We start from the raw sequence: 24,400 nt of genomic DNA on the forward strand, positions 1-24,400 counted from the left end.
TTTAAACTCTTCTTTGCTTATCCATAAGAACTGCACCGACTATAATAAGTCCTTTTACAACCTGTTGCCAGTAAGCGGAAACATGCAATAAATCAAGCCCGTTATTCAAAACACCCATTATCAGCGCACCTATGATAGTCTGAGGGATTGTTCCAATTCCACCACTTAAGCTGGTTCCTCCAATAACCGACGCAGCAATGGCATCCATTTCATATCCAACGCCTGCTGTAGGCTGTCCTGCACTTAATCTAGACGTTAGAAGTATACCTGCAATCGCTGTCATGAATCCAGCATAAGTGTAAACCATTATTTTGTATTTATCAACATTAATTCCTGAAACTATTGCGGCTTGTTCATTACCTCCAATAGCATATATATATTTACCGAATTTCGTATGTTTTAATAGCAAATGCGAAATAACCGCTACTATAATCAATACATAAATTGGGAAAGCTATTCCAAATAGATAACCTCTACCAATAAAATCAAATTCGCTAGAAAAATTTGTTATTGGCCTGCCATCACTATAAATCAATGCAAGGCCTCTGGCAGCTGTCATCATGCCTAATGTTGCAATAAAAGGAGGAAGCTTTCCTTTTGCTACTAATACTCCATTAACTAAGCCTGTAAATCCCCCTACTAAAATCCCTATTAATATAGGCACTATAAGAGGATACTCATTTGGATGTGCAAAACTGGCACAAACTACAGAAACCAACGCAACTACTGAACCTGCAGATAGGTCAATACCCGTAGTTATAATAATCATCGTCGCGCCAAAACTTATTGGTGCTATTATCGAAATTTGCCTGACAACATTCATTAAATTTTTGGGTTCTAAAAAATTTGGAGAAAGCATGGTCATAATTATAATCATCAAAATAAAAACAAAGGCTATACTATAGCGTTGCAATTCAATTATCAATTTTTTTCGATAATCTGTTTTAACCTCAATATTTTTCGCATTCAATATTGTTCACTCCCAAAATAGTTTTCTCATAGTTTAATGCTCTTTTATTTATAAACCTGTTGCGTATCTCATTATTTTATCCTGAGTAGCCTCATTTCTGGTTAATTCTCCAGTAATCCTACCCTCATGCATGATGATAATCCTGTCACTCATACCAAGTATCTCCGGCAGTTCCGAAGAAATCATAATAATCGCTTTACCTTCTCTGGCCAGGCCAACCATAAGTCTGTGAATTTCGGCTTTTGCGCCTACATCTATCCCTCTTGTAGGTTCATCAAGAATCAATATTTCAGGATAAGTAAGAAGCCATCTCGCGATTAAAATCTTTTGCTGGTTACCACCGCTTAGCCTTTTCACAATCTGATTTAAATCCGGTGTCTTTATCTTTAGCTTTTCAATCATATCTCTACATTCCTCATGGACTCTTTTCCCATCTACAAAAAATCCTTTAATATAATTATCTATACTGGCGACTATTATATTGTCTTTAACTGAAAGAGGTGAAAACAAGCCAGTTAATTTTCTATCTTCGGTAAGCAACCCTATTTTATATTTTATTGAATCCGTAGGAGAGTTAATTCTTGCTTTTTGACCTTTTATATAAATTTCTCCCGCATCTGGTTTAGTGATACCAAAAATACTTTCTACGACCTCAGTTCGCCCGGCACCCATTAAGCCAGCTATACCTAGTATTTCACCCTTACGTACTGAAAAATTTATATCATAAAACTTTCCTTTTTTAGTAAAATTCCTAACTTCAAATATTACCTCCCCTATTTCTACCTCTTCTTTAGGGAATATATTCTTCAATTCTCTGCCGACCATCATCTCAATTAATCTGTCTTTTGTAAGATTTTCTATTTTTTCTGTTCCAATATATTCTCCATCTCTCAAGACAGTTACTTCATCAGCGATTTCAAATATCTCATCAATCCTATGTGAAATAAAGATTATGGATACCCCTTTTTCTTTTAACGAACGCATAATCTCAAATAAATGTTCTACTTCTTCTTCCGAAATAGCAGATGTTGGTTCATCCATTATTATTAACTCAGCATTACATGAAATAGCTTTGGCTATTTCCACCATTTGCATATTGGCTATGCTTAGATCCTTCATTTTAATTTTTGGATCCAGGTTAATATCCAGCATTTGCATAAGCTCATTTGTCTTTTTATCCATTTCTTTATCATTTACAAATCCAGTTTTCCCTCTAATCGGTTCCCTTCCAAGGAATATATTTTCGGCAATGGTCATATAAGGAACTGGATTTAATTCCTGATGTATCATGGAAATACCGTTGCATATTGCGTCATGAGGTGAACGCAATTTAATCTCTTTGCCTTTAAATTTTATTTTCCCGGAATCCGGAGCATAAAGGCCGTTTAAAATCTTCATGAGGGTAGATTTCCCAGCTCCGTTTTCTCCCATTAAGGCATGTATAGTCCCTTTTTTGACTTTAAATTGCACATTATTCAATGCCTTAACACCGGGAAATTCCTTGCTTATCCCTTCCATTTCCAAAATATATTCTTTACTCATAGTCTATACCCCATTTCACGTCTCATTGGAGAGGGTTTGCGCAAAATCAGCATTTTGATCTATTGCGCTCACCCTCTTTATATCTCCTTTTAATAAACAATGTTAAAAATTTGGAGTTTAATAATTAAGATTATTATTGATATCTCTTTAAATACTCATCGGCTTTTTCTGGAGTTACAAGCTCATAAGGTATCATGTATTCTTTATCAACCTTTTCACCATTAGCTACTTGTGCAGCAACTTCTATAGATTTTCTCCCTTGGCCTTTTGCATCTTGAAAAACGGTAACAGTTAATTTACCTTCCTTTAAAAACTTAATTGCTTCCGGTGTTGCATCGATTCCTCCAACTAATATCTTTTTGAGTAAACCGGCATCTTCTAAAGCTAAACAAGCTCCTATAGCCATTTCATCATTATGTGCAACAACTGCATCAAATTTCAAACCAGATTGTATCCAGTTCTCTGTAATTGACATGGCTTTATCTCTATACCAATCGCCAGTATCTTCAGCAACAATCTTTATATCAGGATAATTTTTTAATATATTTACATATCCCTGCTGACGCTTTATTTCAGGTTCATGACCGTATGAACCATGCAAAATTACAATATTTCCTTTGCCGCCCATGGCTTTTGCCATAGCTTCCATCTCAATTTCTCCCGATTGCACACTATCTGAACCTACATAAGATACTGCTAATTCTTGATTTGCTAATTTTCTATTAACACTTATTAAAGGAATTCCGGCTTTTTTAAAAGATAAAGCTATCGGCTTTGCAGCTTCAGCATCAACTGGCATTAAAACCGCAACATCTACTTTCTGACTAATAAGATTTTCTGCTTCTTCTAACTGTTTATTGGCATCATATTTTGCATCATAAAAAACCACTTGGTAATCATCACCCAATTTACTCGCAGCTTCTTCCATACCCTTTTTCATATAAACCTGGAACTGATCACTAAAGTCGCATAGCAATACACCGATAACTTTCTTACTTTTTGTTTCTCCTTGTTGATTCTGTTCTTTCTGTTGCTCTACTCCTTCTTGAGATGTGGATTTACCGCAACCTACTAATAAACTGATGCCTAATATAAAGATTAATGTAATTACCAAAATTTTGTTTAACTTCAATTTAAATCTACCCCTTTCATAATCAAATTTTTAACAGTTTGCCAGCGCTACTCGAAATTTTTGTGCTGAATTAGCTCATTTTTTATCCCCCTCTCTTTTTATATTATGGTTTCAAGCCTGCATATACTTTAGATATTTATCTTCTATCCATTAGTTACTTTGCTAGTTGACTTTCTTATTACTAACTCCGTATCCAGAATCTTTTTTTCGCCTGGCATTCTTTCGCCTTTGATCCTCTTTATTAAAAGTTCCGTAGCAATATATCCCATATTTCTCATCTGCTGATTTACCGTAGTCAACGGAGGTTCAATCATTTCAGCAAACATAGTATTATCATAACCAACTACAGAAATATCCTGTGGGACTTTTAAACCGAACTCCCTTATAGCTCTTATTACACCTAATGCGATTAAGTCATTAGCAGCGAAGAAAGCTGTCGGTTTACAAGGCCCTTTTAATATATCCATAGTCTTTTTAAAACCAAATTCAATTTTAAAATCTCCATATCCAACTGCTTCAGGGCATGCTTTTAGGCCTGCCTCCTCCAGGGCTCTCAAATATCCTTTTTCTCTTTCCAAATTGACTTTAATTTGCGGAGGACCCAGTAGACAAGCAATATTTTTATGTCCTAGTTCTATAAGATGCTTAGTAGCAATATATCCTCCTTTTACATTATCAGAACCCACAATGTCTATAGGAAGCCCTTCAGAATCATCGATATCCCTGCCTAATAGTATCAAAGGGACATTCGCTTTTAAAAGTTTAATTACATTCTGATCATTGTAATATGCTGAAGAAATAATAAACCCATCTATACTTTTCTGTTTTAAAAGATTAATATAAGTGGTTTCTTTTTCAGAACTATAATCAGTATTGCATATTATTATATTAAACCCGAAATCATTACAGGCATCCTCAACCCCCCTTGCCAGCTCTGCGAAAAAAAGGTTGGATATATCTGGTATTAAAAGCCCTAAAGTTAGTGTGGATTTTTTTGTTAAAGCTGATGCTATAACATTAGGGGTATAATTTAACTCCTCCATTACTTTTTTTACCCTTTGACGGGTTTTTTCCGATACGGAACCACTGTTATTTAAAATCCTTGAAACAGTGGCTATTGAAACTCTTGCTTTTTTGGCCACGTCATAAATTGTTACAGGCATAAACAAACACTCCGCTTTTAAAATTTTATATTTTTTGATGTTTTTTATAGATAACTAAAGTATAATAAGCAAAGTAAATTGTTGTATTTGTAAGAATATTGTAAGCGGTTTCATTTATTGGGCTTAAATACAATTCTTTAAAAAACTGATTAGAAAGTATTTTTCATAATTTTCTATTTTGTAAGGGGTTACAGTATAAATTGAAAAATTAATGGTTTCTTTATTTAGTGTTTATTTATATAATTCTACAGAAACTTAAAAATTCCTTCTTTAAATATAGAACTATATTATTGATTTTTTATTTATATTTTTAAATAAATTTTCTTGGCATCAACCGATAATTACAATTTTCTAATTCACAATCAATACAATCGTGATCCACTGTGGAAATTTCGATATTTTTACCTAAACCGTATATGACGCTTACAGATTTAATTGGTTCCATCATGAAACTGTCATTCAAGGTTACCCCTATGGAACATGTATTCAACAACTGAAATACCACCGCTTGATCTTTAATGTCCCAATCATTATGACCCGGGGAAAGTCTGTGAGTTATACCACATCCCTCTCTTTTAGCGTCTTTTACTAATTCCAACCAGAACTTTCGGCATATATAGCTAAGAGCTTCGTCTCCAATGGCATTATAAATCATGCCTTTCAAATAATCGCTATTAGAGAAACACTCTAAAGCTTTTTTGTCAATGCCGCTTCCAAGTGTTGCAACAGAAACTATCAAATAATCCGCTCCAGCAAGTTTTTTAACAATATAATCCCCAGAAAAATAATTACCATTCTCAAAGATAATCTTTTTTGCCGCTTCATCAAGGGAAAAACTATACTTTTCATAACATATCTTTGGAGTTATAATATTATAAGATTTTTCAATAGTCTTTTCAATTAGACTTAAAATTTCTTGAGGAACGGATTCTTTTTTTATATCCTTATATCCGAGATTCTTCAAAACTGCAACTTTGTTTATTTTAACCGGCATAGAAATTATAGGCATTAAATCGCCTCGCTTAAAAATTTATTGTTCTTGCTATATCTATCATCAATTGTATATTATCAAGATTTGCATCGGATGGAATATCGCATCCCGAGGAAAGTATAAATGTTTTTCTATCTTTCATATTCTCCACTAATTCTCTTACTTCATTTTCCAGATCCTCTCTTTTGCCATAAGCTATTGAAGCTACGGGATTGATATTACCAATGATAAAGATATTTTCAGGAACTTCATCTCTTATTTCTTTTAAATTTACCGCGTAATCAAGACTGAGGCCATCACAGCCTGTTTTCACCATATTTGGAATTATTCTACTAGTATCACCACAGATATGCAAAATAGTGGGTTTGCTCCATGATTCTTTCAATTCCTTTATAAACTTGCCGGAAAAATTATCGAACATCTGCGGCGACAGTACCGTAGCAGTAGGCTCCAATATACAGACTGCATCTGCTCCAGCATCAATAAGGGCTTTGCCGTAATCTTTTATTACTCTGGTAGTAAATTTTATTTCTTCTTCTATAAATTCCGGATTTAAAATAATATTCATTAATGTTTCTTCTGCGCCCGTCATTAAACCCGCCAGGGTGAATGGACCAATACAATACGCGATATTAGGTATATCTAAAAATTCTTTTGACATTCTTTTTATAACATCGAGAAACAATGGCATTCTGGCATCTTTATAAGGGTCAGGTATGAATAAATCTTTCAAATCTTCTATGTTTCTTATAGGATGTTCTATTACTGTATAAGATTCATTTTCAGGTTTTCTGATTTTTAAACCAAGTGCTTCTGCTTCTACAGATAAATCCATCATAAAAAACATTGCATCGGGGTTAAACTTTTGTTTTAATTTCCGCAATGTGTTGAACTGTACATCAGCATCTTCCAAATTCTTCTTTATGCTTGTCTTGGTCAATTGAATTCCTGGAAATCCCATAAGAGGTGCCACTGGCATAGTCCCTTTATATAGCTTTTGTGTAAAACTCATGTCATTCCTCCTTGTCAAGACTGCCATTACTTAATTCTATAAATTGGATTTGGCTTCTTAGGCTTGAAGCATTAAAGCTTTTAATAATATCAAAATAAACTTAACACTTAATAAGTTGTTTACATGCATCAGCGGCTGATGCAGCATCTGGTGCATATCTATCGGCACCAATTTTATTAGCATAATTCTCGGTTATTGGAGCTCCACCAATTATAATCTTTACTTGATTTCTTAATCCTTCTTTTTCTATAGCATCTATAACTGTTTTCATGTACGGCATGGTAGTGGTTAATAATGCAGACATAGCTACGATATTCGGTTTATTTTCTTTTATAGCTTCGATAAATTTTTCCACTGACACATCAATACCCAAATCTATTACTTCAAAACCTGCACCTTCCATCATCATTTTCACCAGGTTTTTACCTATGTCATGTAAATCTCCTTTTACCGTTCCAATGACGACCTTGCCTAAGGACTTCACTCCAGATGTACTGAGAACCGGTTTTAAAACCTCCATCCCCGCGTACATGGCGCGAGCAGCTATTAATACTTCTGGCACAAAAACCTCATTGTTCTTAAATTTAATACCTATTATATCCATACCGGCAATGAGACCCTCTTGTAAAATATCTTTCGGTGAAAATCCTTTTTCTAATGCTGTTTTTACTAATTCCTTCACCTTTGGTGCATTACCCGCTTGCAAATATTCTGATATTTCCTTTAATATTTCCATAGTTTCATCTCCCTTGATAAAAATTATTAGTTTTTTAATGTATTTACTTTCCAAAAGCTTTATAATCTTTCAGCTTCTTCCTTTGCAATTCTACACCAATTTATTACATTTTGTGGATTTCCCCCGATTGTATGATTGTCTTTCATTATAATTTCAACCTTACAATTATATTTGGATGTTATTTTTAAAGTTTCGCGTATTTTCTTCCTTATATCATCCTCGTTTATTGTGGATGTTGCCAAATCTGCAGGGTTAGGTTTCCAAGAAAATATATATTTATCTTGAAGATTCTGAGCCATTTTTTCAACATTTGCCCATGGTGACACTGAAACTCTCCTTAAATTGGGTATTCTTTTTATAATTTCCCATCTTGTATCTAATGGTTCGCAGCATCCATAACAATTTAATCCAAATTTTTCTATTATTGGCAATTGATATTGAAAGACAAATTCTTCAAACATTTGGGGTGAAAAACCAATAGTGACTTGACTTTCGCTCATTCCCCACATATCCTTTGTACGCACTTTGCCATTAAAATCCCTTTGAGGAAGTTCACAAGACCATCCATAGCCACCAGAACCTACAAAGGTACCATCATTATTAAGACACAATAAACCTTCTTTCTCTAAAAATTCTACTTTATCTAATGTACCATCTCTCAAAAAAGCCATAAGTTTATGGAGTTCAGCAGGATGATCATACACATCATATAAAATATTATCCATACCCCTCAAATGAACCAAATCATCTGTTAAACCCAAAGACCACCACCAGATAGTTTTTAAACGAACATTTAAAATTCCATCAAAAATTTCTTTAGCAATATTAAATACTCTATCTGTTGTTTCATAATCAATAATTATTTTTGAAAAAGACAATTTAGACATATCTTTAAAATCCTTCAAAGGAGGATCCCATCGGTATGAACCGCCATCTAGTCTATACGTTTTTATCTCTCCACCAATTTTCTTTTCCTGCATTCCCCAGCCACTTTCTGTATAAACATATGGTATGTCAAAATATGGTTCAATGACAGTATCGTCACCCATTTTTTCTCCCCAAAATAATTGCTTTCTTAAGGTTACTTCCCAATGCCTGGCCACTTCATTTTCGCAAAGCACATGTTCGTCTGTAATTATCTCATTCCATCCATTTTCTGGATCGCACATTATTAATGCCCTTGTATCTCCAAGCGAATTATGTTTAATCCATAACTTTTTCTTCTCTTCCTGTTCTGGTCGATTCGAAATTTCAGCTATTTTATAAGCTAAATTTCTTAAAACATCTCTATCTTTTTTATCAATATTTAAATCAGCATAACTTAAATTACTATAATTAACACGCACATTTAAATGTTCAAACATCGTTCTCCTCCTTTATTTTATTTTAGTAACATAAATTCAAACATAAATTTCAATAAAATTTAATTTCATCTTTTCCCTCCTTAATTAAAATTTATATTTTACACTGATTAGCATAAGTTTTTCATAATTCGATAATTTAACATAATTAAAATTGAATTTAGTAATTTATAATTGTAAGCGGTTACATATATCAAAATAAACATAAGCTTGAAACCTTTTTTATTTCTTTATCTTTTTTGCCTTTTTCATGATATTTTTTGCAATTTTCTAATTTGTAAGGGGTTACAATTAATAACAACAATAAAATATTTTCTTATTAACTGTTTGTTTATATTATTCTACAAAAAAACATAAAATCCTTCTTAGGTTAATAAAAATTGAGAAAAAAATTTTATATTAACAAATTATAGCATTAACATAAAATTGTTTTTATATGAAAAAAGCCCTTTTGCAAGGGCATATCAAGGGCATATTTTTTTATTTTTATCAGCAATATAATTTTTTAATAGTTCGCAATCTAAGTATTTCAAAATCAAAATATATAAACTCAAAATCCCATTTTATCCATCAAGTATTCTCTTATGTTTGCAATGTCTATCCTGTCCTGCTTCATGGTGTCCCTATCCCTTACCGTAACTTTATGATCTTCCAGGCTGTCGAAATCCACTGTTATGGCATAAGGTGTACCGATTTCATCCTGGCGGCGGTAGCGCTTGCCTATGCTGCCTGTGTTGTCATATTCCATATGATAGTATTTTTTTAAGTCGTGGTAGATTTTTCTTGCCAATTCCTCAAGGGGCTCCTTTTTAGACAGCGGCAGGACCGCACATTTGATGGGGGCCATTTCGGGATGGAGGCCCAAAACTACTCTTGTTTCCCCTTCCACATCTTCTTCCCTATAAGCATCGCAGAGGATTACCAGCATGGCTCTATCCACGCCCAGCGATGGCTCAATGACATACGGTGTGATCTGCCGGTTCTCCGCCTGGTCGAAATATGTGAGGGTCTTGCCGGAGTACTCCATATGCCTGGTCAAGTCAAAATCGGTGCGGTTTGCCACACCCCAGAGTTCTCCCCAGCCGAAGGGGAACTTATATTCAAGGTCGGTGGTTGCCTTTGAGTAGTGGGAAAGTTCTTCGGGAGCATGGTCCCGAAGGCGCAGATTATCCTTTTTCACTCCGAGTGCCAGGAAGAAATCCATTGTAAAGTTGCGCCAGAAATCAAACCACTTCATATCATCCCCGGGTTTTACAAAGTATTCCAGTTCCATCTGTTCGAATTCCCTTGTCCTGAAAATAAAGTTCCCCGGTGTTATTTCGTTCCTGAAAGCCTTTCCTATCTGTGCGATGCCGAAAGGCAGCTTCACCCTGCTTGTATCCAGCACATTCTTGAAATTTACGAAGATACCCTGGGCGGTTTCGGGGCGCAGGTACACCACAGAACTGGAATCCTCTGTCACCCCCTGGTGGGTCTTGAACATCAAGTTGAACACCCGAGCATCGGTCCAGGCCACATCTCCGCAGACCGGACACTTTATTTTATTGCCGTGTATGATCTGTGTCAGTTCCTGGACGCTCTTTCCCTCTACATGCATATTCAGAGCATCCTCGATAAGGTGGTCGGCCCTGAAACGGGACTTGCACTGTTTGCAGTCAATCAGCGCATCGTTGAAGCCAGCCACATGGCCGGAAGCCTCCCACACTCTGGGGTGCATCAGTATAGCGCTGTCGAGGCCCACCACATCTTCCCTCTCATGGACCACCTTTTTCCACCATACGCGCTTCACATTTTGTTTGAGCTCGGCTCCCAGGGGGCCGTAATCCCAGGTATTAGCAAGGCCGCCGTATATCTCGGAACCCTGAAACACGAAGCCCCGGCGCTTGCACAAGGAAATGATCTTGTTCATGAGTTTTTCGCCGTTTTCTGCCACAAAAATTCCCCTTTCCAATATTATTTTCCAATTTTATTTTTTAAGGCGCCTGAAGGGCCGAATATCGGCCGGCGTCTTTTCTAAGATTTTATGAAGCATTTTAAAACCCCCAGGCCAAACCAACGGCCTAGGGGTCCAGTTTGCACGGACGGTTCCACCCTAGTTGCAGGCAAATAATAATTGTTTAAGGGAGGGGTTACTGCCTGCCGCTTTTAAAAACGATTTTTTACGATTTTTCATTTTTTAGCATTTTTCCGCTCCGAAGCTGTAACCGGTCATTTCGCCAATGTTTCACAGCATTCAGAAGCGAAAATTATATTCCGCTGCCACGCCTTTTTTATGCTGCGGAGCTTCCACCATCCTCCGCTCGCTTTATGCAGTGAAAAAAGACTTCTGCGGAATACTTTTTTTCAATCTATAAAGAATAATATACTATCCACAATGGCAAGTCAAGTTTTTCTACAATCGTTTCACTGGAAAAACTTTAATTAAAAAGCCTCATTTATGGAATATTATAATAACAATATATCAGAAAGGATGGTTCAATGTGAAAATCGGACTGGTCGGAACAGGTTATGTAGGTGCCACTACAGCCTATGCATTATTGCTTCAGGGAATAGCTTCGGAGATGGTATTAATTGATGCAAACATGGACAAGGCAGAAGGTGAAGCACTGGACCTTACGCACTCCACTTCGTTCGTCCATCCCGTACAAATATACGCTGGTGATTACTGCGATCTAGCAGGGGCCGAAATCGTTATAATATCCGCAGGGCCTAGCATTGGGAAAAATGAAACAAGGCTTGATCTGGCAGGCAAGAATTATGAAATATTTAAAGAGATAATACCGAAGATAATAAAATACAACGATAGATGTATTTTGCTCATCGTCACAAACCCGGTGGATGTGCTATCCTATGCTGCCTTCAGGCTTTCGGGCTTTCCCAAAAACCGGGTAATCGGTTCCGGGACGGTTCTCGACAGCTGCCGGTTCAGGGCGGCACTTTCCGCAAAGCTGGGGGTGGATGCACGAAATATTCACGGCTACATCCTGGGTGAACACGGCGATTCTCAGGTTGCCGCCTGGAGCCTCACCAACGTCATGGGAATTAATTTTGATGAATTCTGTCATAGTTACATCCCCGGTTGCAGGGCTGACATTAAAAAACAAATTGAAAATGAAGTCCGCAGCTCGGCATATACCGTCATAGAGAAAAAAGGCGCCACAAATTATGCCATAGCCCTTGCTGTTGCCAAGATAGTGAAGAGCATCCTGAGAGATGAGAATTCCATTCTCACCGTATCCACATATGTCGAGGACCTGGACGGGGTCCTGGATGTGTACCTCAGCCTGCCGTGCGTGGTAAATAAACGTGGAGCTGATAGAGTTTTGATACCAAGGCTTTCCAACAGCGAAAAAGCGGACCTTAAAAAATCCGCTAAGATAATTAAAGAATATATAGAAGATGTAATGGGAGCAGTTGTATAGGATTACGGTTTTGCTGCTATCCATGTTATTAACCATCCTACGGCAGCAATAAATATTGCCACTACTGTTCCTATTGACCACAGGCGGAGGCTTGCAATTTCTGCCTGTATGGTGTTTATATACGTTTTCATTTCTGACCTCAATTCATTTATTTCACTTTTTATCCCTGATATATCCTGCTTCGTTTCTGAGCGGAAAGAATTCATTTCACGTTTTAGTTCTGTTATGTCTTGTTTTTCTTGATTGCTCAATGAATCTAATCCCTGCTTTAGTTCTGAATGGAAAGAATTTATTTCACGTTTTAGTTCTGTTATGTCTTGTTTTTCTTGATTGCTCAGTGAATCTAATCCCTGTTTTAGTTCTGAATGGAAAGAATTTATTTCCTGCTTCATTTCTGAACGGAGAGAACTAATTTCTGAACGGAGAGAACTAATATCTTGTTTTGTTTCAGCCCGCAAAGAGTCTATATCGTGTTTTAATTCCGCACGCAGAGAACTCATCTCCGCACGGATAGAACTAATATCTTGCTTAGTTTCAGTCCATAAAGAATTGATATCCTGCTTCAACTCCGTGCGAAAAGAACTCATCTGCTGACTCAAAGAATTGATTTGCTGAGCCAAAAGAAAATATCCCATCTCCGGCATTTTCTGCGGCTGCTCGTCCACTCCACTCGCAGCTTCTTTTTTGGCTTTTTCCATATCCTCCAGCGGCATACCCATCTACTCTCCCTCCGCTTTTATTTTATCACAATTTGCCAAATAGATTCAAGTGAAAAACTATTATGAGGTAGAAATATAAAATATACAAAATCAGCCATTCAATATCGCATCGAAAAGATTTAAAGGCATGAATTCTTTCTGCCCCAGGGCGAGCATATGATAGTAAAGAAAAGCCACTTCCTCCACATAAATCAGTTTTATGAGCGCCTTTTCCAGGTCTTCGCCAACGGCAATGACTCCATGGTATTTTAACAGGCACACATCGGATTCTTTCATGGGTTCAACTATGGTTTGGGCAAGTTTCTTGCTCCCGGGAGGCGCAAACTCAGCCACTTTTACGGGTTTTCCGCCATAATGAATAGCCTCTATGCTCACGGGAGGAATCTCTTTTCCCATGCATGCAAAAATGGTAGAATACCTGGAATGGGTATGGGCTACCCCTCCGGCTTCCGGCTTTATTTTATACGCCGTAATGTGCATGGAAGTTTCTATTGATGGCTGAAGGTTCCCATCCACTATATTGCCTTCCATGTCCACTACGATTATTTTTTCAGGTGTAAGATCTTCCCGGGATATGCCCGACGGCGTTATATAAATAAGCTTTTCCTTTCGGTCTATCACGCTGAAATTGCCTGACTTGTGGCGGCACAGTTCCATTTGATCCGCCTTTTTAGCTATTTTCACCACTTCTTCTTTCATTTCGAGATTTATCATGAAAAAAATCCTCCTACTCTAAAATCAATCTTGATTTTGTGCAATAAATCACTTTCCTGCCGTAGATGACCCGGCACCGCAGCTCTCTGCCGCTTTTTTTAAGAAGTCAGAAGTCGGAATAGAAGGAATTTGCGAGTCGCAAATTCTAACTTAATCTGGCATCCGACATCCGATTGGTGGAGGTTTACCATTTAGTCCTTGACAAGTGCCTTTATTTTTGGGACAGCCCCCATGAACTCTTCTTTTATTGAAGCGAGAGCTTCAGGGGTATCTCCTTCAAACCTCATGGTAATCATGGGCTCCGTAACCGAAATCCTGATAAGCCCCCAGCCCTTGGGGAATATCACCCGCACTCCGTCCAGTGTATCGATGGGGTATTCTTTAAATCTTTCTTTTACGCTTTTTAAAAGTTCTCCTTTATCATCATAAGGATAAGGTATGCGAATATCAGGGGTTATATAATAATCCGGTATCTGTGATGAAAGCAGGGACAATTTTACCCCCTTTGTATTCAATATTTCGCCCATCAGCAGGGCAGCGTAAATCCCGTCATCGCCGGCAAGTTCCTTAAAAAAGTAATGGCCGCTGATTTCCCCCGCCATCACTGCATTCTGCATGAGAAAATTCCGCTTGATAAAGGCATGCCCGGATTTTTCCCTTATGGCGGTGCCCCCAGCTTTAAGAATTTCTTTTTCTACTATGGTGGAACATTTATGGTCATAGACTACTTTGCCGGGACCATATTTTTCAAATAAATGCTTTGCAAAAATTATTATGCCTCTTTCACTGGATAAAATATGGCCCTTTTCGTCTACAAAGGCAACTCTATCGCCATCTCCATCAAAGGCAATCCCTAGGTCCGCCTTTGTTTCAATAACCATATTTCGCAGATGTTCCAGATTTTCGGCAATGGCAGGATTGGGCTCCCGGTTTGGAAAATTTCCGTCGGGCTCGCAGAAAAGCGGTACCGTCTCGTATCCAAGTTCCGAAAATAGTCTCAAAGCAACCGGGCCGCATACCCCATTGCCTGCGTCGATTACAACTTTAAAATTACCTGAGATTGGTTTAAAGAGGCTTCTAATATATTTCCGGTATTCTTCCAGCATCGGATTATTCTCAATAGAGCCGTATCCAGGCTTGTAATCCTTACTTTTGGTCAATTTTTCAAGATACTCGATATCTTTTTCTTGCACAGGCAGTGTACCGAATGCTATCTTAAATCCGTTATAGCGGGCGGGGTTGTGGGATGCGGTCACCATGACCCCGGCGTATGTGTCAAGGCGGCGCTTTGCATAATAAAAAGCCGGTGTCGGCAGAGTACCGATATCGATTACTTTGCATCCGCTCATGGAAAGCCCCTTCATCAATTCCCGCTTCAGCGCGGGTGTGCTGAGTCTTACATCTCCGCCTACCGCCACACTTCTGCCTTCAATCATCGTGCCAAAAGCCCTGCCTATATTGAACGCATCGTCTGCTGTCAAATCCTTGCCATATGTTCCTCTAATATCACAGGCTTTAAATATGCTCATAAAGACCTCCTCATGGGATGAAACCTTTTTGTTTCATAATGTGTTTAAATTTATTATATTTTTCTTCATAGATGCTTACAAAACATTGATCCGGCTGAATGACTTCCCCCGGCCTTACCATATTCGAGGCAGCCTCTACAATATTGCTATAAACTGTTCTGGATGCGGCAATTACAGCGCTCCCCATGCATGGGTCGCTGATTTCCGGCTTCAGAAGGGTCTTGTTTAAAATGCCGGCTCTTATTTTCATCCAGATTTTGCTCCTGGTGCCGCCTCCAGTGACATAGACCTCATCGGATATTCTCGCTCCAAGATCTGCCAGCATGTCATAACACAGTCTTTCAAAAAGGCCAACGCCTTCAATATATCCTGCATAAAGTTCAATATCGTCTCTCGGATTCCCATCAATAAACCCTTCAGCTCCAGGATCTATGAAGGGAAATCTCTCTCCTTTCTTCACCAGAGGATACACTATCAGATTCGTAGGAAAATACTGCTCGGCTTTAATATCCCATTCTTTATAATCTATGCCGGGGAAAATTTTTTCAAGGCATTCACCGCCGGTGTTGCTGGCTCCGCCAGGCATCCAGAATCCTTCGGGGTGAAGGTGGGAATATATCCTGCCCTGCCGGTCCTTGATCAAATCCCTTGTGATACCCTTTACCACCAGCGTAGTCCCCAGAATGGAATTCCATGTGCCTTCCTTTACAGCTCCAGAGGCCACCTGTCCCGCACACCCGTCGGTCATCCCAGCTACCACTGCTGTATCGGTGGAAAGCCCCGATTGTTCCGCAAACTCCTTATTTATATTCGCTATCCTATACCCTGGCCTGATAACCTGTGGGAATTTTTCCATATCAAGACCCAATTTTTCGATGATAGCTTCCGGCCATTTGTAATCCACCAGGTCAAATCCTGTTTTAAGGGCATTTGAATGATCGGTAATATCGTAAACTCCGGTCATAACCCCGACAATGTAATCGGATTGATGAATAAACTTCCATGTATTGCGGTACACTTCCGGCAACTTCTCTTTAATCCAAAGTATTTTTGGCAGCGCAAAGGATGAGTTGAAGCTATAGCCAACTTTTTCAGAAAAATCGGCAGCCAGTCTTTGTATGTTCTTTGTCTCCTCCGTCGCCCTGGAATCATTGTACATAAGGGCATCTGTAAGGGGCTTTTTCTCCCTGTCAATGGGGATAACAGTGCCGGATGTGCCATCCACTGAGATAGCCTTGACCTCTGACAAATGGTATCCTTCTTTTTTTATTCCCTCAATTAATCTACAAAAACAAATCTTGAATTTTTTCTCCCAGTCGCCCGGATTTTGTTCCTTCCATCCGTTTTTCCTGCTAACGGATGGCTGCAGCGCCTCGTGGGCTGTAAAAATCATTTTTCCTCTTTCATCGACTGCTATCGTGCGTATCCCCTGGGTTCCCACATCAATGCCGATGACAATCACGTGAAAATTCCCCCGTCTTTACTTATTGTACTTCACTACTTCATCAATTACTTTTTCTGCTCCCATCCATGGATAAACAAGAGGCAGACCATTGACTACAGGAAGCGTCGTTTCCAGTTTTTTCGTGCCAACCAAAACAATCACATCGGGTTTTTCCTTTTGCTCGATTTCTTTTAAATCGCTGGCAAATATATTGGCTGTTATAATCTCAACTTCCACTCCCTTTTTCTTGCATCCATCAATCAACTGCTTGGAAAGTTTGTCCGCCTTGGTGTCTGATGTCCCGCCCAGCAATAAAATTTTCATTTGTCATCAACTCCTTTGATTTATCATATATTTTCTTTGCCTCATATGCAATACGATTATATGATGTCGGCAAATAATCTTTCACGAAAGCAATTTCTGCAGAGCATATGCAACGCCGTCTTCATTATTTGTAGGAGCCACAAAATCAGCCATTTTCTTTACCTCTTCCGGAGCATTTCCCATCGCCACTCCTATCCCTGCAAATTCCAACATATCCATGTCATTAAAGTTGTCACCTATAGCCATTATCTCATCTCTATCTATTCCCAATTTCGCAGATAATATTTTCAATGCTCTCCCTTTGGATGACTTTTTATTTATTACATCCAGATAACGTGGCCCTGATTTCAATATATTTACCTGACTGTCATACAATTTTTTCAGCGCAGCCATGAACTCATCCAGTGGCCTTTCTTCACCGGTTATTAATATTTTTGTGGGGTTTTTTTCCTCTTGTGCAACTAGTTCATTAATATCTTTTACTCTTATAGGAGTTACAAAATTGACATCGATGTTTACATGCATTGCAAAGTCATCATATCTCTCATAATAACAGCAATCTCCATATAAGAGCGAGAGGCAAAGTCTTGGATCCCGCCTGCACATTGTGTTTATATCCTCCGCCACGCCCTTTGGCAAAGTATCGTGAAGTATCGTTTCCTTGCTAATGTTATGTTTTATATAAGCGCCGTTGTGAGATATCTGAAAACCCTCTATGCCAAGCATTTTCGCAAAATGTTCGGCCGCTACATGGGGCCGACCGGTACAAAGTGCGACTAATATTTCTTTATCCATCACTTTTTTTATTGCTTTTACAGTTTGCTGCGATATGCTAAGATCATCTCGAATGAGAGTCCCATCGATATCTATAGTTACAAGTTTCACGGTGGCCACCGCCTTTCTTTAAAAATCCCCGTTATTGAGGATAACGGGGATTTATTGTCTTTTATTAAGGTAATTTTTTAGTTGCTCCAGTAATCTTTTAATGCCTCGACGGCGGGTTTGCCCTCGTATAAAATCCTGTAAAGTTCTACCAGCAAAGAAACATCGCTTAAGTTTAATTTTCCCTGTTGTTCAAGGGTTGCTGCCAGTTTATATCCCACTTTTGCCGCCGGGTATCCTTCTACGGTTTGATTTTTCATTTCTTCGACTGCTTCTTTCATGGTTTTGCCCTGCCCCAGCAGTTTCCCTAAAGTTCTATTCCTTCCCCCCTGGGATGTCACATAAAGGTCTCCGACACCGGCAAGCCCCAGAGCCGTTTCTACGTCTCCGCCTTTTGCCTTTACCAACGCAGCAAGTTCCATACATCCCCTGGCAATCAATGCTGCCTTTGGATTGTCCATATTTTCATACATTCCTTCACAAATTCCTATTGTTATAGCGTAAGAATTTTTCAAAGCTGCACAGATTTCAACCCCAATAATATCCTGAGTAACGTTCGACTTGAAGTATGGCGCTTTAAAAGCTTTTTGCAGAACTCTGGCGGCTTCAATATTTTTTGAGGCAAAAATTGCTTCGGAAAAAACTTCATTGGCAACTTCAATCGCTCTCAACGGGCCTCCGATTTTTACTACCGGAATATTTTTTTGTTGCCCGGCCAGGCAGTCTTCTATAATTTCCGACATGGTCATCAGGGATTCTTCCTCAATACCTTTAGCAATGTTTGCTATGATAACATTCTCGTCAATATAACCTGAAATGGAATTGGTTATGTCTCGGATTCCATCGGATGTGACCGCCAGTATTATAATACTGCTGTCCTGCAGTGCCTTTTCCAGTTCATCGGCCATAAAAAATTCCACGCTTTGAGGAATATCGGAATTTAATTTTTCACATCTTCCGGTAGCCCTGTAATTTTCAATAGTACTGGTATCCCACCTAGTACCCCATAATTTAACCTCATTTTTTTGTTTCGCCAAGTGAATTGCCAGAGCTGTTCCCATCACTCCTGCACCCAGTACAGTTACTTTGCCCATGTCTTATCCCACCTTCTTTGTAGCCCTGTATTTCGCATCTATTTCATTCATTCTTTCAACCTTTGGTATAGACCTGCCTCCAGAAAAATTGCTTTCAAGCCACACAGCCACCAGCGATTTGGCAAGTTCAGGGCCGATTACCCTCGAACCCATTGTCATTATCTGGGCATCGTTGCTTTTTCTGGCTCTTTCGGCAGAGTATACATCATGGCAGCATGCCGCACGCACACCTGGAATTTTATTTGCGGTAATCGCCATCCCTATTCCCGTTCCGCAGATTAATATTCCTCTATCATAATTACCTTCAGCCACCGCCAGTGCCACTTTCTCCGCCACATCGGGATATAGCACAGGATCTTTCGAGTAACACCCCATATCATCAAAGTCTATACCTTTTTCTTTTAAAAATTCCATTATCACCTGTTTTAGATCAAATCCGGCTTCATCGCAACCTATTGCCAGTTTCATTTGTTTTCACTCTCCTATTATTAGTTTATATAAGTCAATTTTATTAGTTTATATAAGTCAATTTGAAAATGTCCGGCCGCCGTCCACCAAAATAAACTGACCGGTTATAAAGCCGCTGACATCCGATGCCAGAAATACCGCCAATTCCGCCACATCCTTCGCTGTCCCCATTCTCCTCACAGGAATCTTTTTTATAATAGCCTTCTTGTATTCCTCGCCATACAGCTTATCCAGCAACGGAGTATCTATACTCCTGGGACCAATGGCATTAACCGTAATATTATAACCCGCCAGTTCGTTGGCAAGACTTCGGGTAAGCCCTATTTGGCCTGCTTTGGAAGCGGCATAATGCGGTCCGCCACCCGACCCCGTTATAGCAGAGCCTGAAGATATGATTATAATCCTCCCATAATTTTGTCTAATCATAGCCTTACTTACTGCTTTTGTAATTAGGAAGGTACCGGTCAGATTAACATTCAATATTTTATTCCACATTTCCAGGGTTACATCGGCCAGTGCACATTTTGTAGATATTCCTGCGCTATGCACAAGAATGTCTATCTTGCTATGGTTTTTTAATATTTCTTCAACGGTTTTTTCCACATCGCTTTCAATTGTTAAATCCACATGATAAAAATAAGCTTTTCCGCCAGCAGCATTGATATCTTCCACCACTTTTTGGCCGTCTCCCTCATTAATATCCATACAGAACACTTCACAACCTTTAGAGGCCAGGGAGATTGCCACTTCCTTCCCTATGCCGCTGCCGGAACCGGTTATCACTGCTGTATTGCCTGTAAAACTCATTTTGGATATCTCCTTAATATCTTTTATTGATTTACGAATCCTCTCGAATCATTACCTTTAAGTATTTTTCTTTTGGATTGGATGCAAGATTTATGGCTTTCCCCAAATCCTTTAAATCAAAGACATGTGTGATCATTTCTCTTGCTTTTACTTTTTTGTCGTGAATCATCTTCAGAGCTTCAATATACTCAAAAGGAGTGGAAGAATAAGTTCCTATAATCGATATTTCATCTTCAAAAAATCTGCGCGAATTGATATTAATCATGGGATTCTTGTCAAAAGGCGAAAAAACTATAATGCTTCCTCCCCTTCTCACAACTTCAACCGCTTGAGTAAGCAAGCTGGAAACCCCTGCAGAAATTATGACTAAATCGACGCCCAACCCTCCGGTAAGTTCTTTAATTTTTTCAGCCAAATCTTCTTTCGCAACATTTATTGCAATATCCATGCCAAATTCCAGAGCCTTTTGCAGCCTGAAATCCGATATATCGCTGATAAATACTTTTCCGGCTCCCTGGGCTTTAGCCAGCTGGCCGTGGATTATTCCAATCTGACCTGCTCCCATGATCAGGACCGTATCTTCAGGCATTATTTTCACATATTTCTGGCCGTGGATACAGCATGCCACCGGTTCAGCCATAGCAGCCTCTTCATACGTCATATCATCAGGAATTTTATGCATCGAATGCTTTACATTTAGAGCGGGTATGCGGATGTATTCCGAAAATCCTCCTGGATCTATATTAGTGGTCTTAAACTGCTGGCATAAAGTGTGGTGACCGTGGAGACAATAATGACAGGTAAAACATGGAACGTGATGTGCAACAAATATCCTGTCGCCCACTTTAAAATCCGTCACATTTTTACCCACCTCTACAATATCACCGGAAACCTCATGACCCAGCACGATTGGGGGAGTAACGGTTTTAGCCACAGCTTTGTGGACATCTGTTCCGCACAATCCGCATGCTCTCATTTTAATTAAAACTTCATCATCGTTGATTTTTGGAACCTGAAGATCTTCATACCTGAAATCTCCTACATCATAAAAAACACTTGCTTTCACTATAACCACTCCTGAAGCAGATTTATTTTCTTTTTTTTGTTTTTTTGCTATCATATTGCTTTTTTGTATTAAAATATTTCTCTTTTTCTTTAAAGAAAGCTAGAAGTTCATCATGCCCTAGTATATTGTTGCTGATCCAGTAGCGCCCCCTCAGAACGCTGGGTTCTCCTACCCTTACCAGATATTTGTCGCTGAAAATAAATTCGTTGACATTTATTTTCTTTATTTTAGACAGGTTATAAGAATGTTTCATTCCAAAACTGAAAAAATGTATATTGTCGCCATCTATTATTACTTTATGAGGAGTGTTTAAGGTTATAAAAGTCGATATAATAACTACCGGCATCACTACAATCAGCAGTCTGTACAGAATATTTTCCGGGAAATATATGCGTTGGTAGATGGACCACACAAAAACACCGATTATTAAAATTGCAGGAATTAATTGGGATATAAGATAATAAGAATACTTATACTTATAAACCTTCAAGCAATATCCTCCTCAGTGAGGCATTTTTAAAATATGAAACCTAAGCAAATTCACTCTAGCTGTAATAAGCTAGAGTGAATTTGCTTCTTTAAATTACTTATCTCCTAAAGCTGCTACGATTTTTTCAATATCTTTATCGACGCCTACTCCGGATAAAAATGATATACTTCTGATGACTGGTGTGGAACCACAGTTCTGCAAAGTGGTTGTGCTAACAATTAGATCATAGTTCGGAGCCTTTGCAGGAGCCTCGGCAGCCTTGCACTGTTCAACCAATACATCATAGCCCCGTGCTTTCAAAGCTTCTTCCACTTTCTTTGCGACCATGGTAGAGGTCGCAATTCCTGTTCCACATGCGACTAAAATTCTTTTTTTAGCCATGATTAGGACCTCCAAAAGTTTTAATAATTTTTATTATTTGCTTGCATTAATTTCTTCTGCGTATTGCTTCCTTATATCGTTTCTTACCCACCACCACAGTGCTGCGTAAACAATGGCACAAACTATGGCTGCGACAAATATCGCAGGGCTATCGGGTTGCAATATTCTTATGATAATCCACGGTACCACATGGGATCCTAGATCTATACCGCTTATCATATTGGCTCCTTCAGGGAATTGGAAACCGACCGCTTTGCCCATGGTGGTTGCCAATTCTGCAAAGTTTGTGGCTATGAAGAATATTATCGCCATACAAATGATCGAATTCAGAATACCTTTTACGATGTTGCCTCTTGATACAGCGGTAGCCCAAATTACTATGAACGGCAGAACAGCCAGGTCGGCGAATGGAAGCATGCGGTTGTACGGCAGGACCACAGCCATCAAAATTGTTATCGGTACCATTATCAGCGCAACAGCCATGCCGGCAGGATGCCCTATTACAATGGCCGCATCCAGTCCGATATAAACTTCTTTGCCAGGAAATCTCTTCTGGATGAATTCACGGGCGCCTTCGGACAGAGGTATTAGCCCTTCCATTAAAATAGCCACCATTTTGGGCATCAGAACCAATACCGACGCCATCTGAACGCCCAGCGTCAATATTCCCTTGAGGTCGTACTTCCCTAAAACACCCATTATCAAACCGAGGATAAGACCCATCAAAAGAGGTTCGCCGAAAAGACCGAATCTCTTCTGAACATCTTCCGGGCTGGCATGAATATTGTTCAAACCCGGTATTTTGCTTTCTATCTTTTCCAGCACATACATAAGCGGAGCCCAACCTACAGTTTCCGTATGGGGCAGCGATACGCCTGGGAGGCCGAAGTGATGCTCCAGAACCGGTGCGGTCCAATCCGCCAGTTTGAAAATGACTATTGCCGTCAGGCAACCCACCAAAATGCCGAAGAACATATTGTGGGAAGCATAGTAAGCAATTGAACCGGCGAATATGAAATGCCAGTAATTCCACAAATCCACGTCCATTGTTTTTGTAAAATTAATAGCCAGCAGTATAACATTTAATACGAGTACGATGGGAATCAACAATGGAGCAACAGGTGTCCCAAACGAGATGGCGGCACCAATTGGCCAGCCCACGTCAAGAACGTCAAGATTTAAACCCATGGATTTGACCAGGGCTTGGGCTGCGGGTCCTAAAGCGCTCGTCAGCAAACCGATTACCAGATTAATCCCTACAAAACCAACGCCAATGGTAAGACCTGCTCTGAAAGATTTCTTAAATCCCTGTCCCAAAACCATGCCAAATATTGTTAAAATAATTGGCAACATGACCGAGGGACCCAAACCTAAAACAAAATCAACCGCTGCTTTAATGCTCATAAACACCCTCCTTATTTTTTTGCATTATGCTTTTTATTATACTGAAATTCTTTATTCTTACTTTTATCCATCACCTCCTTAATTAAATAGTGAAGTGGATTTTATTTAATAGTTTCCAGCCATATCCATTTTTTCTGCGTTGTCATCATCCTTTGCCGTCATAAGCCTTAAAACAGTATCCACATCTTTTGAAACCGATAGTTTCAATAAAAGCTCTTTGTTTTGAAATACTTCCATTAAATCCTGCAACAATTCTAATTGAACATTCGGATCTGTTATTGCCAGCATAAAAATTATTTTAACGTTTACTTTTTCCTCTGGATTCCCCATCACATTGAATTGGACCGGGTTTTTAAGTATTGCTACAGCAATAGCAGGTTTTATAACATGTTTTATATCCGCATGCGGTATTGCTACTCCAACACCTTCTGTAGGAAGGCCTGTAGGAAACACCTTTTCTCTCTCCAAAATCGCCTCTAAATAACTTTCTTTCGCATACCCTTTAGAAATCAATAAACTTGCCAGCTTTTTTATTATTTCCTCTTTCCCCTCTGCTTCTGCATCGATTTGTATGAGTTCGGGATTTAAAAAGTTTAATTGTGGCATTATTTAGCCTCCTTCAAATTGTGGAAAGTTTTAAGCTGTTTTTTGATTAGTAAAACTTAAATATTTGGAGTGTTGGGCGAAATAAATATAACTCAATGAGATTTGGCATGAAATTTCAATTTCACAAATAATAATCAAGCAAA

24 protein-coding genes are annotated in these 24,400 nt (G+C 38.9%); 1 reads left to right on the forward strand and 23 read right to left on the reverse strand.

Features of this window, described 5'->3' with window-relative positions:
• Position 1 precedes the first annotated feature (1 nt).
• The 9 genes from AC6I1H_RS02780 to AC6I1H_RS02820 form a co-directional block, all read right to left on the reverse strand.
• Positions 2-970: an ABC transporter permease gene (locus AC6I1H_RS02780; protein WP_497739507.1), complete on the reverse strand. Its 969-nt coding sequence runs from the start codon at positions 968-970 to the stop codon at positions 2-4.
• Between the two features lie 48 nt (positions 971-1,018).
• Positions 1,019-2,512, reverse strand: coding sequence for a sugar ABC transporter ATP-binding protein (locus AC6I1H_RS02785; RefSeq protein ID WP_497739508.1), 1,494 nt, complete (start codon positions 2,510-2,512; stop codon positions 1,019-1,021).
• A 133-nt stretch (positions 2,513-2,645) separates the two neighbouring features.
• Positions 2,646-3,644 carry a sugar ABC transporter substrate-binding protein gene (locus AC6I1H_RS02790; protein ID WP_497739509.1) on the reverse strand — a complete coding sequence of 333 codons (999 nt, stop codon included), beginning with the start codon at positions 3,642-3,644 and terminating at the stop codon, positions 2,646-2,648.
• A gap of 143 nt (positions 3,645-3,787) precedes the next feature.
• A complete protein-coding gene (locus tag AC6I1H_RS02795) occupies positions 3,788-4,807 on the reverse strand; it encodes a LacI family DNA-binding transcriptional regulator (protein ID WP_497739510.1) in 1,020 nt (339 codons plus the stop codon).
• Positions 4,808-5,117: 310 nt separating this feature from the next.
• Positions 5,118-5,816, reverse strand: a complete 699-nt coding sequence (locus tag AC6I1H_RS02800; protein ID WP_497739511.1) for a vitamin B12 dependent-methionine synthase activation domain-containing protein — start codon at positions 5,814-5,816, stop codon at positions 5,118-5,120.
• A gap of 13 nt (positions 5,817-5,829) precedes the next feature.
• The gene (locus AC6I1H_RS02805; RefSeq protein WP_497739512.1) at positions 5,830-6,810 is read right to left on the reverse strand and encodes a uroporphyrinogen decarboxylase family protein; all 981 of its coding nucleotides are present in this window, start codon (positions 6,808-6,810) and stop codon (positions 5,830-5,832) included.
• A gap of 100 nt (positions 6,811-6,910) precedes the next feature.
• Positions 6,911-7,546: a cobalamin B12-binding domain-containing protein gene (locus tag AC6I1H_RS02810; protein WP_497739513.1), complete on the reverse strand. Its 636-nt coding sequence runs from the start codon at positions 7,544-7,546 to the stop codon at positions 6,911-6,913.
• 59 nt (positions 7,547-7,605) lie between these two features.
• Positions 7,606-8,910: a hypothetical protein gene (locus AC6I1H_RS02815; RefSeq protein WP_497739514.1), complete on the reverse strand. Its 1,305-nt coding sequence runs from the start codon at positions 8,908-8,910 to the stop codon at positions 7,606-7,608.
• A gap of 547 nt (positions 8,911-9,457) precedes the next feature.
• Positions 9,458-10,816, reverse strand: coding sequence for a glycine--tRNA ligase (locus AC6I1H_RS02820; protein ID WP_497740696.1), 1,359 nt, complete (start codon positions 10,814-10,816; stop codon positions 9,458-9,460).
• A 571-nt stretch (positions 10,817-11,387) separates the two neighbouring features.
• Between AC6I1H_RS02820 and AC6I1H_RS02825 the strand changes: the two genes are divergently transcribed.
• Positions 11,388-12,329, forward strand: a complete 942-nt coding sequence (locus tag AC6I1H_RS02825; RefSeq protein ID WP_497739515.1) for an L-lactate dehydrogenase — start codon at positions 11,388-11,390, stop codon at positions 12,327-12,329.
• A gap of 2 nt (positions 12,330-12,331) precedes the next feature.
• Here the strand turns inward: AC6I1H_RS02825 and AC6I1H_RS02830 are convergent, their stop codons facing one another.
• From AC6I1H_RS02830 to AC6I1H_RS02895, 14 genes are all read right to left on the reverse strand, one after another.
• Entirely contained in the window at positions 12,332-13,048 is a 717-nt protein-coding gene (locus tag AC6I1H_RS02830; RefSeq protein ID WP_497739516.1) for a hypothetical protein, read from the reverse strand.
• A gap of 90 nt (positions 13,049-13,138) precedes the next feature.
• Positions 13,139-13,762: a class II aldolase/adducin family protein gene (locus tag AC6I1H_RS02835; protein WP_497739517.1), complete on the reverse strand. Its 624-nt coding sequence runs from the start codon at positions 13,760-13,762 to the stop codon at positions 13,139-13,141.
• Between the two features lie 191 nt (positions 13,763-13,953).
• Positions 13,954-15,291 carry a phosphomannomutase/phosphoglucomutase gene (locus AC6I1H_RS02840; RefSeq protein WP_497739518.1) on the reverse strand — a complete coding sequence of 446 codons (1,338 nt, stop codon included), beginning with the start codon at positions 15,289-15,291 and terminating at the stop codon, positions 13,954-13,956.
• A gap of 10 nt (positions 15,292-15,301) precedes the next feature.
• Positions 15,302-16,753, reverse strand: a complete 1,452-nt coding sequence (locus AC6I1H_RS02845) for an FGGY-family carbohydrate kinase (RefSeq protein ID WP_497739519.1) — start codon at positions 16,751-16,753, stop codon at positions 15,302-15,304.
• A gap of 18 nt (positions 16,754-16,771) precedes the next feature.
• Entirely contained in the window at positions 16,772-17,059 is a 288-nt protein-coding gene (locus AC6I1H_RS02850; protein ID WP_497739520.1) for a PTS sugar transporter subunit IIB, read from the reverse strand.
• An 81-nt stretch (positions 17,060-17,140) separates the two neighbouring features.
• A complete protein-coding gene (locus AC6I1H_RS02855; RefSeq protein ID WP_497739521.1) occupies positions 17,141-17,944 on the reverse strand; it encodes a Cof-type HAD-IIB family hydrolase in 804 nt (267 codons plus the stop codon).
• A gap of 77 nt (positions 17,945-18,021) precedes the next feature.
• Positions 18,022-19,035: an NAD(P)H-dependent glycerol-3-phosphate dehydrogenase gene (locus AC6I1H_RS02860; RefSeq protein ID WP_497739522.1), complete on the reverse strand. Its 1,014-nt coding sequence runs from the start codon at positions 19,033-19,035 to the stop codon at positions 18,022-18,024.
• Between the two features lie 3 nt (positions 19,036-19,038).
• Positions 19,039-19,503 carry a ribose 5-phosphate isomerase B gene (rpiB, locus tag AC6I1H_RS02865; RefSeq protein ID WP_497739523.1) on the reverse strand — a complete coding sequence of 155 codons (465 nt, stop codon included), beginning with the start codon at positions 19,501-19,503 and terminating at the stop codon, positions 19,039-19,041.
• A gap of 57 nt (positions 19,504-19,560) precedes the next feature.
• Entirely contained in the window at positions 19,561-20,310 is a 750-nt protein-coding gene (locus AC6I1H_RS02870) for an SDR family NAD(P)-dependent oxidoreductase (protein ID WP_497739524.1), read from the reverse strand.
• A gap of 31 nt (positions 20,311-20,341) precedes the next feature.
• A complete protein-coding gene (locus AC6I1H_RS02875) occupies positions 20,342-21,376 on the reverse strand; it encodes a zinc-dependent dehydrogenase (protein WP_497739525.1) in 1,035 nt (344 codons plus the stop codon).
• A 22-nt stretch (positions 21,377-21,398) separates the two neighbouring features.
• Positions 21,399-21,866 (reverse strand): hypothetical protein, encoded by a 468-nt coding sequence (locus AC6I1H_RS02880; protein WP_497739526.1) that lies wholly within the window; start codon positions 21,864-21,866, stop codon positions 21,399-21,401.
• Between the two features lie 93 nt (positions 21,867-21,959).
• Positions 21,960-22,247 (reverse strand): PTS sugar transporter subunit IIB, encoded by a 288-nt coding sequence (locus AC6I1H_RS02885; protein WP_497739527.1) that lies wholly within the window; start codon positions 22,245-22,247, stop codon positions 21,960-21,962.
• Positions 22,248-22,280: 33 nt separating this feature from the next.
• Positions 22,281-23,651 carry a PTS galactitol transporter subunit IIC gene (locus tag AC6I1H_RS02890; RefSeq protein ID WP_497739528.1) on the reverse strand — a complete coding sequence of 457 codons (1,371 nt, stop codon included), beginning with the start codon at positions 23,649-23,651 and terminating at the stop codon, positions 22,281-22,283.
• Positions 23,652-23,756: 105 nt separating this feature from the next.
• Positions 23,757-24,257 (reverse strand): PTS sugar transporter subunit IIA, encoded by a 501-nt coding sequence (locus tag AC6I1H_RS02895; protein ID WP_497739529.1) that lies wholly within the window; start codon positions 24,255-24,257, stop codon positions 23,757-23,759.
• Positions 24,258-24,400 lie beyond the last annotated feature (143 nt).

The sequence above is a fragment of the Biomaibacter sp. TOL genome (assembly GCF_059717795.1).

Bases quoted from the DNA above. Each gene is read 5' to 3' on its own strand.
- AC6I1H_RS02890 (WP_497739528.1), bottom strand. From the start codon at position 23,651: ATGAGCATTAAAGCAGCGGTTGATTTTGTTTTAGGTTTGGGTCCCTCG.
- AC6I1H_RS02785 (WP_497739508.1), bottom strand. From the start codon at position 2,512: ATGAGTAAAGAATATATTTTGGAAATGGAAGGGATAAGCAAGGAATTT.
- AC6I1H_RS02850 (WP_497739520.1), bottom strand. From the start codon at position 17,059: ATGAAAATTTTATTGCTGGGCGGGACATCAGACACCAAGGCGGACAAA.
- AC6I1H_RS02840 (WP_497739518.1), bottom strand. From the start codon at position 15,291: ATGAGCATATTTAAAGCCTGTGATATTAGAGGAACATATGGCAAGGAT.
- rpiB (WP_497739523.1), bottom strand. From the start codon at position 19,503: ATGAAACTGGCAATAGGTTGCGATGAAGCCGGATTTGATCTAAAACAG.
- AC6I1H_RS02885 (WP_497739527.1), bottom strand. From the start codon at position 22,247: ATGGCTAAAAAAAGAATTTTAGTCGCATGTGGAACAGGAATTGCGACC.
- AC6I1H_RS02815 (WP_497739514.1), bottom strand. From the start codon at position 8,910: ATGTTTGAACATTTAAATGTGCGTGTTAATTATAGTAATTTAAGTTAT.
- AC6I1H_RS02860 (WP_497739522.1), bottom strand. From the start codon at position 19,035: ATGGGCAAAGTAACTGTACTGGGTGCAGGAGTGATGGGAACAGCTCTG.
- AC6I1H_RS02870 (WP_497739524.1), bottom strand. From the start codon at position 20,310: ATGAGTTTTACAGGCAATACAGCAGTGATAACCGGTTCCGGCAGCGGC.
- AC6I1H_RS02830 (WP_497739516.1), bottom strand. From the start codon at position 13,048: ATGGGTATGCCGCTGGAGGATATGGAAAAAGCCAAAAAAGAAGCTGCG.
- AC6I1H_RS02835 (WP_497739517.1), bottom strand. From the start codon at position 13,762: ATGATAAATCTCGAAATGAAAGAAGAAGTGGTGAAAATAGCTAAAAAG.
- AC6I1H_RS02795 (WP_497739510.1), bottom strand. From the start codon at position 4,807: ATGCCTGTAACAATTTATGACGTGGCCAAAAAAGCAAGAGTTTCAATA.
- AC6I1H_RS02800 (WP_497739511.1), bottom strand. From the start codon at position 5,816: ATGCCTATAATTTCTATGCCGGTTAAAATAAACAAAGTTGCAGTTTTG.
- AC6I1H_RS02810 (WP_497739513.1), bottom strand. From the start codon at position 7,546: ATGGAAATATTAAAGGAAATATCAGAATATTTGCAAGCGGGTAATGCA.
- AC6I1H_RS02805 (WP_497739512.1), bottom strand. From the start codon at position 6,810: ATGAGTTTTACACAAAAGCTATATAAAGGGACTATGCCAGTGGCACCT.
- AC6I1H_RS02820 (WP_497740696.1), bottom strand. From the start codon at position 10,816: ATGAACAAGATCATTTCCTTGTGCAAGCGCCGGGGCTTCGTGTTTCAG.
- AC6I1H_RS02895 (WP_497739529.1), bottom strand. From the start codon at position 24,257: ATGCCACAATTAAACTTTTTAAATCCCGAACTCATACAAATCGATGCA.